Origin of the sequence: Gluconobacter potus, assembly GCF_015244705.1 — a bacterium.
In the GTDB taxonomy this organism is placed as follows: domain Bacteria; phylum Pseudomonadota; class Alphaproteobacteria; order Acetobacterales; family Acetobacteraceae; genus Gluconobacter; species Gluconobacter potus.
This window is the reverse complement of sequence record NZ_JABCQF010000005.1, coordinates 41,411-51,996: the sequence shown is the minus strand read 5'-3', so window position 1 is coordinate 51,996 and position 10,586 is coordinate 41,411. Positions and strand designations below refer to the sequence as shown.

Genomic DNA, 10,586 nt, shown 5'->3' with positions numbered 1-10,586 from the left:
GGGCAAAGAGCACCCTAACCCATCCGTCACCGGACAAGTGCTGCGTTCTCTTCCATCCGGACTCTAACCGTCGGCTCCGGAGTCTCACCGGATCTGCTTGTCCCTTCCGGACCGAAATCCGGAAGGCGCTCGCGGGCTGAGGCGGAGAAATCCGCCAATACCGCCGGTGGGGAGTTTCACCCCGCCCTGAGAACGTCTTTGTTCAAAAGAAACTATGGGACTGTCCTGTAGTGAATGACAAGCAAAAATGCGTTCGCATTCCAGTGAGGACAGATCCGGTCTGCCGGGCAGATACGAAAAAGCCGCCAGATCCGAAGATCTGGCGGCCTGTCCGATAGACCCGATAGCCCGGAAAAGAGGCTCAGTTCCGGGAAGCCGGGGTGTTACGCTGAATGGCGTTCTGCGTTGCATTGGCCCCGCGGGAAACGTCATGCCCGACCGAGCTCACGTCCTGACCGGCGCCATGAACGGTATTGCAGGCCGAAAGCGAAACACCGGCACCGGACAGAAGAGCCAGGGACAGGGCAATGCGTGCGATGGATTTGGTGGACATAGGTAAAAATCCTCTAAAGAGCGTTTTGCCTTGTAAACGACATCCGATGACAATGGTTCACAACAGGAAGAGAAATTTTTTCTCAGGTAATGAGCCACTTGGACCAGGAAAATGACTTGATATCGTTCTGACGGGGCTCATTCTGAACGACCTGCGCCGTCACGCGCTTTATGAAATGTTTTCCCCTGCTGTGAGGATCCATGTCCAGCTTCCAGAACCGCCCTGCCATCGTCTGGTTTCGAGACGATCTGCGCATGGCAGACCATCCTGCCCTGCATGAAGCCGCTGCTTCCGGCCGACCGGTGATCTGTCTCTACATTCTTGATGATGTCACGCCGGCTCTCCACCCTCTCGGAGCCGCCGCACGCTGGTGGCTTCATGGGGCGCTGGCCGATCTGCGACGGAACCTGGAAAAGCAGGGCGGGACGCTGCTGACGCTTTCCGGCTCGGCTGAAAAGCTGCTTCCGCAGCTCGCGAAACAGACGGATGCGGCCTCTGTCCACTGGCATCACCGGTTGCATGAACGGGAGCGGGTACAGGATGACCGCATCCGGCGCACGCTGGAAGAGCAGGGATGTGAGGTCCACGCGCATTGGGGCACGGTTCTGGTCGATCCGGACACCGTGCAGACGAAACAGGGCGGATTTTACAAGGTCTGCGGGTCGTTCTGGAAAGCGCTTCAGACGCATGCCGTTCCCGAACCGCTCGAAGCGCCGTCCAGCCTGTCGTTCCACGCCGTCCCCGCCTCTGTCCTGTCCGATGCCCGGCTGAACGAGGACAGCCTCTGTCCGCAGGCGCCGGACTGGGCGGCGGGTTTTCGCAAAACCTGGGAGCCGGGCGAGGCCGAAGGGCAGGAGCATCTTGAGGATTTTCTAAAAGATTCTGTCGCAGGCTATCCCAGAGGCCGGGACCGGGTGGCGGAGGAAGGAACGTCCCGCCTGTCGCCCTATCTCGCCTCCGGCGCGGTATCGCCCCGGCAGGTCTGGGCCGCGCTTCAGAAGCATGGCGCACATACGGAGGGTCCGCGGATCTTTCTGTCGGAACTCGGCTGGCGGGAGTTCGCCCGCTACACGCTGTATCACCTGCCGAAACTGCCGTTTGAAAATCTCAGCCCCAAATTTTCTGGAATGCAATGGCGGAAAAGCGCGTCTGATCTGAAAGCCTGGCAGCGCGGGCAGACGGGGGTGCCGATCGTGGATGCCGGGATGCGTCAGCTCTGGCAGACCGGCTGGATGCACAACAGGGCCCGCATGATCGTGGGGTCTTTCCTGACGAAGCATCTGCTGATCGACTGGAAGGAGGGAGAGGCCTGGTTCCGCGACACACTGGTAGATGCGGATTTCGCCAACAATGCCATGAACTGGCAGTGGGTCGCGGGAACGGGCATCGAGGCGGCGCCGTTCTTCCGGATTTTCAATCCCACGCGTCAGGCCGAGAAGTTCGATCCGGAGGGCGACTATATCCGCCAGTGGGTTCCCGAACTGCGCCGTCTTTCCGGCAAGGCCCTGTTCGAGCCATGGGCGGCAGGAGACGAGGATCTGCGCAAAGCAGGTGTCGTGCTGGGCAGCACCTATCCTCGCCCCATCGTCGATCTGAAGGACGGGCGGGACCGCGCCCTTCAGGCGTTCAGGGCCCTTTGAGACCCTGAAATTCCGGCCCCGTCAGAGGGGCCGGGGCGAGCGGATCAGAGACCGCCGTTGAGGAAGTTGTTCACGTCGCCGCGCGTCTTGGTGCCCAGGGCGTTGACGCGATCGCGCTGTTCCTGCGGTGCATTCTTGAGCTGCTGCAGGCGCTGGGTCTGCTGATCACGCATGCTGGTCAGCTTGGACTGCTCGCTGGTGATCTGCTTCTGCAGGCGTGCCTTCTGGTTGGCGGGGGCGTTCGTGTACTTGTCCTTCAGGTCCTGGAGCCGCTTTTCACGGGCAGCCTGCGCGTCCTGGGACTGCTTCTGATAGTTCTGAACCCGGTTGTTCAGGCAGTCTTCCCGCTGTGCCAGACGACCGAGGACACCGGTCTGACCACTCTGCTGGCAGGTGCTCGAGGTCGTGCTGTCCGCTGCATGGGCCTGCGGCGCAAGGGAAACCGCCCCGGCAATCAATCCTGCGGCAAGCATCGAACGGGAAAAGAGGGTGAAGTTCATAAAATCTCCTGTAAACGGATCAGTAAAACAGAGCACGCCCTGATGGCGGGAATGTGGCCTCTTCTGAAAATGCCTATTCCATGCCCTCGGCAATCATCGATATCCGTTCGGGCGCCAGTAACGTGATATGGGTAATGCTTCTGATATTGATAAGTTTCTCTTTTTTGAATGCGCTGAGGATCCGGCTGACTGTCTCAATAGTGAGTCCGAGATAATCCGCGATATCGGTGCGGGGCATCGGCAGATCGAGTTCGATCGGGTGGGCCGGGTCCGGCCTGTCCAGATGGGAGCAGCGTTCGATCAGGAATGTGGCCACGCGTTCACGGGCCGTCTTGCGTCCCAGAAGCGTCATGCGGGCCTGCATCAGGGCCAGCTCGCGGGAGGCTTCCTCGCGCAGGCGGTGTTCGAGGCTGGGGAAACGTTCGGTCAGGCGCTGCATGCCGGCATGGGGGAAGCGGCAGAGTGTGGCACCGCCGAGAGCCTCGGCGCCGAAAGCATAGCTGGTCGAGGCGGCAAGTCCCAGGAAGTCCCCGCCTTCCGCAAAGCCGGTGATCTGGCGCCGGCCATCCGGAAGAAGGGTGAAGAGCTTGACCCGCCCGCCGGTCACGACAAAGAAATCATTGGCTGGCGCGCCTTCCTCGATAAAGGAGCGGCCATCCGCGACTGTCATGCGGGAAGATTCACTGGCCAGGATGGCCAGGTCACAGTCGTCAATGCTGCTACAGATACTCAGACGCCGCCCCACGCAATGGGCGCATCGATCATGGACATCCTCTGGACTATGTGACGCTGACATGATGAACCCCGTTTGCGTTGCGCTGACCTCAGCCTGAAGACTTTCAGCCACACTACCACATAATTTACCAGACTTGATTCAGGTCAAGGTGATGGGTGGGGAGGAGTGCTTTGTGAGGCTCAACAAATGTTGATGGAACATCCAGATGAAATTTAACGCTTTCGCGCTGGCTGCCGCAGTCGGTGCCGTTGCCACTCCGGCGTTTGCCCAGACGGCCCCGGCCGCCGCTCCTGCCGCGCCTCAGGTCATGGTCAGCGCGCCCATGACGGCAGCTCCGGTGCCTTCGGTGAACATCCATGCGCCGGCTTCAGGGCACTGCGGTCTGTTCCAGACCTGCGCCAATACGCGCATCGGGCTCGGCAAGGGCGACTTCATCGTCCGTTTGTCCGCCCTCGGCGTCCTGCCGGAAGACCGTGACAGCAGCCTGTCCCTGAACGGCGCCCATCTTGGTGGCCGCGTGAAGACGACGCGTCAGGTCATGCCGGAACTGACGTTTGAATACTTTTTCACGGACAATCTGTCGGTTGACCTGATCGCCGCCAGCACCCGTCACGAAATCGCCGCTGAAGGCGTTCCGGGTCTGGGTAAGGTCGATGTCGGCAGCGCCTGGGTCCTGCCGCCGACGGTTACGTTCGCCTGGCACTTCCGCCCGCACAAGCGCTTCAACCCGTATGTGGGTGTTGGCGCGACGCTGGCATGGTTCCACAATATCTCTCCGGCCAACAATGGCCTGACGCAGAAGGTGAACATCGGTGTGACCGGTGGCCCGTCCGTCAATGTCGGCTTCGACTATCAGGTCGTTGGCAACTGGTTCTTCAACTTCGACGTGAAGCAGATGTTCATGCGTGTCCACGCATGGGCCCAGGACAGTGCCGAGACGACGAAGATCACGGCGCACGACTCCCTCGATCCGACCGTCGTCGGCGCAGGTATCGAATACCGTTTCTGATCTTCCGATCAGGACCCGGACGTCAGGAAAGCGGCTCTTCTCCGGAAGGGCCGCTTTTTTTGCATTTTTGTGGCAATCTCATAAAACTTTTGCAATTCGATCATTCGGGAAGTGCAAAAGTCCCTTCGTTTCCTTATGTGACATCTGGCGCCCTGCCATGGGCATGGTAAGACCGTCTGCCATGAAAACGTCCGACTGATGGCAGATATATCATTTTCCAGACGTTTCGGACGAAACGGGACGTCTGTCCTGACAGAGTTACGGGGTTTTCTATCAGCATGCGCGTTTCACGCGTCGGCGCGCTGGCCATAGGCCTGCTATGCCTGGCCATTCTTCTCGTTGTCGTCCTGCGGTTCCGAACCCCGCATTCGCCCGTTGCAACGGCCGAGTCCCCCATGGTGACGCAGTCGCAGGGCCATCTTGTCGTGCGCGAAGGCAGTCCGCTTGAGAAACGCCTGATCATCCAGGAGGTTGCCAGCGTTTCTCGCGGGCATGGTCTCATGCTGCCCGCACAGGTCATGACGGAACCCGACCGGCAGGTGAATGTCTACGCGCCCGTCACCGGGCGGATTACTGGCGTCTCGGTCCATCTGGGCCAGAAGGTCCATCGCGGACAGGTCCTCGCCACGATTGCCGCCGGCGATCTGGATCAGGCCTGGGCTGACGATACCCGTGCCCGCGCGGCGCTCGATTTCGCGCGCCGGGCCTATGCCCGCGCCCAGGGCGTTCAGGCAATCGGCGGCAATGCGGTCAAGGATCTGGAATCCGCCCGCAATGATCTGGCCCAGGCCCAGGCGGAAGCCGAGCGGACGCAACGCAGGCTTCAGGTTCTGGGGGCGCGTCCGGGCTATTCGGCGCAGGGACAGGCCCCACTCGTCTCTCCGGTGGACGGTGTCGTGTCCATGACGACCATGGCGCCGGGCGAGAACATCACCGACCCGACCGCGATTCAGATGACGGTTCTGGACCTGTCGGAAGTGTGGGTCGCGGCTGCCATTCCGCAGGACAGTCTGGCGCAGATCAGCGACGGCAATGTGCTCTCGGTCAGCTTTGATGAATTCCCGGGGCGGACCTGCTCCGGCCGTGTCGTCAGCTTCGATCCGGCGCTTCATCCCGATACGCGCCGGGTCAACGCCTATATCGCCTGCCCGAACACCGATGGCGCCCTGCGCCCGGGCATGTTCGTGGATGCGACGCTGAATGTTCCGCAGGGCAGTGACGTCATCATCCCCAAGACCGCACTCCTGATGAACAACGATCAGGTGTCCGTTTTCGTCGAGGTTGCACCGCGGACATTCCAGCGGCGCGACATCGTCATCAGCTATGACGAGGGCGACAGTGTCCGTGTGCTCAAGGGGCTTTCCGCCGGTGAACGCATCGTGACGAGCGGTGCCATTCTTCTGAATGATGACTGATCCGGTGGCCCTGAGCTGATGATCGAACGTTTCATCTCCTGGTGCTTCAATCACCGGAACATCGTTTTCTTTTCCGCCCTGATCCTGGCGCTTCTCGGTGGTCTTTCCTGGAAGATCCTGCCGGTCGAGGCCTATCCGGATCTGGGTGCGGTCAGCGTGTCGATCACGACGCAGCAGGAGGGTCTGGCCGCCGAGGAAATGGAACAGCAGGTCACGATCCCGCTCGAGCGGACGCTGGCCAGTGTTCCGGGCGTGACGGACAGCCGCTCCACCAGTACCTTCGGCCTGTCGCTCATCACGCTGATCTTCCGTGAGGGCACGAATGTCTACGCGGCGCGCCAGCTCGTCGAGACGCAGCTTGCCAACAACCCGCTGAGCAACGGCGCCATGCCGGCACTTGGTCCGATTTCCGGCCCGAGCGGTGAGATCTACCGCTACACGCTGGAATCCGACGACAAGAACCTGCTGGAACTGTCCGATCTCCAGCGCTGGACCATCATCCCGGCGATCCAGCATGTGCCCGGCGTCGTCAGTGTGGACAATTTCGGCGGCCTGACGCGCGAGTACCAGCTCGTTCTCGATCCGGCCTCCCTGATGCGCTACCACGTTGGGCTTGAGGACGTGCTGACAGCCATCCGCAACAGCAACGCCAATGCCGGCGGCGGCCGTGTCAGCCGGGGTGAGCAGTCCTACATCATCCGCGGGATCGGCATGATCCATACGCTGGACGACATGGGCAATATCGTCGTCGCCAGCCACGGCGGCGTGCCGGTCTTCGTCAGGGATCTGGGGCAGGTCCAGTTCGGGCATCAGGTCCGTCAGGGCATTCTGGGCAAGGACAAGAATCCGGATACCATCGAAGGCGTGGTGACGATGCTGAGCGGGGAAAACCCCTCGCTCGTGCTCGACGGGCTTCATAGTACGGTGGCCAAGCTCCAGCAGCAGCTCGCGCCGAGCCATGTTCGCATCGTGCCGTATATGGACCGTGACCATCTGGTCCTGTCCACGACCCACAAGGTCACGGAAACGATGATCGAGGGCATCCTCCTTGTCGGCGTGATCCTGACCCTGTTCCTCGGCAGTCCCCGCAGCGCCATCGTCACGGCCGTGACGATCCCGCTCGCGCTGTCGGTCGTGTTTGTGTTGATGCACAGCTTCGGCATGTCGGCGAACCTGTTTTCGCTCGGCGCCATCGATTTCGGCGTGATTGTGGATGGTGCCATCGTCATCACCGAGACGATCCTCCGCATCCGCGAGGAGCGCCCGACCGAGGCGCTCGTTCCGTCTGAAGTCCTGCCCGTCGCCCAGCGCGCGGGGCGGGCGATCTTCTCGTCCACGCTCGTCATCATCGTGGCCTACAGCCCGCTCTTCGCCTTCGAGGGCAGCGAGGGCAAGCTGTTTCGTCCGATGGCCTATACCGTCAGTTTCGCGCTGCTCGGTGCGCTGCTCTGCGCCCTGACGCTCATTCCGTCCCTGACCTATCTGGCCCTGCACAAGCCGAGGCACATCTGGCACAACCGTCCGCTGGAATGGCTGCATGCGCGTTATACGCACTGGCTTGGGCACTTCATTGACCGTCCGCTGATTGCCTATGGTGCCGGTGTTGCGGCCATGGTCGCAGTCGTGATCCTGGGCGCGACGATCGGACGTGAGTTCCTGCCGGATCTGGACGAGGGGTCGCTCTGGCTTCAGGTGCAGATGCCGACGGGGATTTCGCTGGAAAAAGGCGAGTCCATTGCCAACGAACTGCGGCATGCCGTTCGTGAGTTCCCCGAGACATCCTACGCCATCACGCAGCTTGGCCGCTCGGATGACGGCACCGATCCCTGGACGCCGTCGCATATCGAAATGCCGGTCGGGCTGAAGCCCTATGACCAGTGGCCCTCCGGCGAGACGAAGTCGCAGTTCGTCGAGCGTCTGCGCGCCCGTCTGTCCAGGATTCCGGGGATCGATTTCGGCATCAGCCAGCCGATCCAGGATAATATGAGCGATCTGGTCGGCGGTGCGCACAGCCCGCTCGTCCTGCGCGTCTATGGCAATGATTTCCAGGAACTGCGCCGTATCGGCCAGCAGATCGTGGACATTCTCCATCAGGTTCCGGGAACGGCCGAGGCGTCGATCTTCCAGGAGCCGCGCATTCCGCAGATTGACGTGGTGGCCGACCGTCTGGCCGCGGCCCGTTACGGTATCAACATCTCGGATATTTCCGATGTGGTGTCGAACGCCATCGGCGATGCGCCCATCACGACCGTCTATGTGGACGACCGTTTCTACAACGCGACGCTGCATATCCGCCGCAAGGATCTGCAGGATATGCAGGCCCTGTCGCAGATTCCGCTTCTGGATGCGGAAGGAGCCTATATCCCGCTGTCACAGGTTGCGCATGTCGGGCTGCATATGGGCGAGAGCAACATCGCCCATGAAATGAGCCATCGCCAGATCACCATCCGCGTGGACAACGGCAAGCGACCGCTCTCGCAGTATCTGGCGGATGCGCAGGGGCGCATCGACCAGCAGCTGCATTACGACAAGGAAAAATACACGCTCGAATGGGCGGGCTCCTTCCAGCAGGAAGAACGGGCGCAGAAGCGCCTGATGATTGCGCTGGGCGTGATGTTCGCCGTCATGCTGGTGCTGCTGTTCGCCGAGTTCCGCAAGATCCGTCAGGCCCTGCTGATCCTCAGCGTCGTGCCGCTAGCAACGCTGGGTGGCCTGATTGCGCTGCATGTCCGGGGTGAGACGCTGAATATTGCGACCGCCGTGGGCTTCATCGCGCTGTTCGGTGTGGCGGTGCAGAACGGCATTATCATGATCGCCAGCATCAACCGTCATCGTGTTGAAGGTCTGGGCGTGCGCGATGCGACCATCGCCGGTGCGGCCGAACGCTTCCGCCCGGTCCTCATGACCGCCACGGTCGCAACAGCAGGCATGTTCCCCGCAGCGCTCGCCACAGGTGTGGGCACGGATGTGCAGCGGGGACTGGCGACGGTCGTGGTCGGTGGTCTGGGTATTGCCACGCTGCTGACGCTGTTCGCTCTGCCGGTCTATTTCAGCGAGCTTGAAATGTGGGTTGAACGCCGGGATGCGAAGAAGCGTCCGAAACCTGCCGCAGACGGATCCGGATCATGATGCTGCGCTCTGTTTCTTTCCGCCGGGCTGCGGTCCTGCTGGGCCTGACGGCGCTTTCCGCGTGCGCGGTCGGCCCGGATTTCCATCGCCCGGATCTCCCGAAGAACATGGCCTATCAGGGCGCGCCCCTGACAGTCACGGCCGGGCATGGCGTAGTTGGTGCGACCGTGCAGCAGCAGTTCCGGGCGGGTCTGGATATTCCGGGCCAGTGGTGGACGGTGTTCGGCAATCCGAACCTGAATGCGCTCGTCGATCAGGCGCTGGCGAACAACCAGTCCCTGCGTGCCATGCAGCAGGGGCTGAAATCCGCTTGGGAACAGCGTCGGATCGAGGGCGCAGGGCTGTATCCGACGCTCTCCGCCTCGTTCAACCCGACACGCAACAAGACATCGCGCGTCTACTCGCCGATCCCGAACGCCAATGTCTGGCTGTACAACGTCCATACCGCGCAGCTGAATATCGGCTATGTGCCGGATCTGTGGGGAGGCACGCGCAGGGCGATCGAGGCGGCCGGGGCCCAGGCGGATCTGCAGAAGTTCCAGCTTGAAGCGACCGCGCTGACCATGATTTCCGATCTCGTGAATGCGACGATCGAGGAAGCCACGATCCGCGCCGAAATTGACGCCACGAACGAGCTCATCCGCAGCCAGCGCGCCGTGCTGAAAACCGTGACGGCCGAGCAGGGTCTCGGCAATGCGTCGCGGCAGGACATGGCCCAGCAGCTGGCATCCGTGGCCCAGCTTGAGGCGACGCTGCCGGGTCTGAACCTGCAACTGGCCCAGACGCGGGATCAGATGGCCGTGCTGGTTGGCGTGACGCCCAATTCTCCGCTGCCGGAGTTCCGGCTTGAGCAGTTCACCCTGCCGAAGACGCTGCCGGTCTCGCTGCCCTCGGACCTGCTGAACCAGCGGCCTGACATCCGCGCCGCGCAGGCCCAGATCCAGTCTGCCAGTGCGCAGATCGGCGTGGCCATCGCCAACCGTCTGCCGAACGTGCAGCTCAGCGCCACGCCGGCGCAGGCGGTCGGGGTCATGAGTGATTTCTTCAAGCCTGGTTATGGCAACTGGACGATCGCCGCGACCGTCATGCAGCCAATCTTCCAGGGTGGTTCGCTGCTCCATGCCGAGCGTCAGGCGCGCGATAACCTGCTTCAGGCCAATGAAACCTACAAGGCCACGGTCCTGTCTGCGATCCAGGACGTGGCGGACAGTCTGCATGCCGTCACGTTCGACGCCGATGCCCTGACGGCTAATGAGAATACGCTGAAGGCAACGTCCCAGAGCCTGAAAATTGCCCAGGGGCAGCTTCGTCTTGGCGATGTCAGCGAACTGGTCATGCTTCAGGCCCAGCAGACCAATGCGCAGGCCCGTCTGGCTTACGTACAGGCCGAAGGCGCGCGTTTCTCCGACAGCGTGGGGCTGTTTCAGGCTTTGGGTGGCGGCTGGTGGAACCGCAATGACATGGGCATGACGCCAGCGGCTCAGAAGGCGCTCGGCAAGTCGTTGGTTCCCTGGTGATGTTCAGGGCTCTGCCCTGAAACCCGCCAAAGGCCGAGGGCCTTTGGAAACCGCTTAGTTGGAATCGGGATCAAAGGGACTGAGTCC

At 61.8% G+C, this 10,586-nt stretch carries 8 protein-coding genes and 1 riboswitch; of the genes, 5 read left to right on the top strand and 3 right to left on the bottom strand.

Annotation, left to right across the window (positions count from 1 at the left end; genetic code table 11):
- Positions 1-40: 40 nt before the first annotated feature.
- Positions 41-198: riboswitch (FMN riboswitch) on the bottom strand.
- A 163-nt stretch (positions 199-361) separates the two neighbouring features.
- On the bottom strand, positions 362-553 hold the full coding sequence (locus HKD31_RS09430; protein WP_024716914.1) for an entericidin A/B family lipoprotein: 192 nt from the start codon (positions 551-553) through the stop codon (positions 362-364).
- 200 nt (positions 554-753) lie between these two features.
- Here HKD31_RS09430 and HKD31_RS09425 point away from each other — a divergent pair, with 200 nt between their 5' ends.
- Positions 754-2,193 carry a cryptochrome/photolyase family protein gene (locus tag HKD31_RS09425; RefSeq protein ID WP_194264857.1) on the top strand — a complete coding sequence of 480 codons (1,440 nt, stop codon included), beginning with the start codon at positions 754-756 and terminating at the stop codon, positions 2,191-2,193.
- Positions 2,194-2,237: 44 nt separating this feature from the next.
- On the opposite strand, the gene HKD31_RS09420 is transcribed toward HKD31_RS09425, so the two are convergent.
- Both HKD31_RS09420 and HKD31_RS09415 read right to left on the bottom strand, forming a co-directional pair.
- Complete coding sequence (locus HKD31_RS09420) at positions 2,238-2,693, bottom strand: hypothetical protein (protein ID WP_194264856.1); 456 nt, start codon at positions 2,691-2,693, stop codon at positions 2,238-2,240.
- A 73-nt stretch (positions 2,694-2,766) separates the two neighbouring features.
- On the bottom strand, positions 2,767-3,363 hold the full coding sequence (locus HKD31_RS09415; protein WP_194264855.1) for a Crp/Fnr family transcriptional regulator: 597 nt from the start codon (positions 3,361-3,363) through the stop codon (positions 2,767-2,769).
- Between the two features lie 271 nt (positions 3,364-3,634).
- On the opposite strand from HKD31_RS09415, the gene HKD31_RS09410 reads away from it, so the two are divergent.
- The 4 genes from HKD31_RS09410 to HKD31_RS09395 all read left to right on the top strand — a co-directional run bounded on the left by HKD31_RS09410 (position 3,635) and on the right by HKD31_RS09395 (position 10,499).
- Positions 3,635-4,438, top strand: a complete 804-nt coding sequence (locus tag HKD31_RS09410; protein WP_062495070.1) for an OmpW/AlkL family protein — start codon at positions 3,635-3,637, stop codon at positions 4,436-4,438.
- A gap of 278 nt (positions 4,439-4,716) precedes the next feature.
- On the top strand, positions 4,717-5,853 hold the full coding sequence (locus HKD31_RS09405; RefSeq protein ID WP_194264854.1) for an efflux RND transporter periplasmic adaptor subunit: 1,137 nt from the start codon (positions 4,717-4,719) through the stop codon (positions 5,851-5,853).
- An 18-nt stretch (positions 5,854-5,871) separates the two neighbouring features.
- Complete coding sequence (locus HKD31_RS09400; protein ID WP_194264853.1) at positions 5,872-8,982, top strand: efflux RND transporter permease subunit; 3,111 nt, start codon at positions 5,872-5,874, stop codon at positions 8,980-8,982.
- Positions 8,979-10,499: an efflux transporter outer membrane subunit gene (locus tag HKD31_RS09395; protein WP_228120439.1), complete on the top strand. Its 1,521-nt coding sequence runs from the start codon at positions 8,979-8,981 to the stop codon at positions 10,497-10,499. The genes HKD31_RS09400 and HKD31_RS09395 overlap by 4 nt, the downstream gene beginning before the upstream one ends.
- Positions 10,500-10,586: the final 87 nt, after the last annotated feature.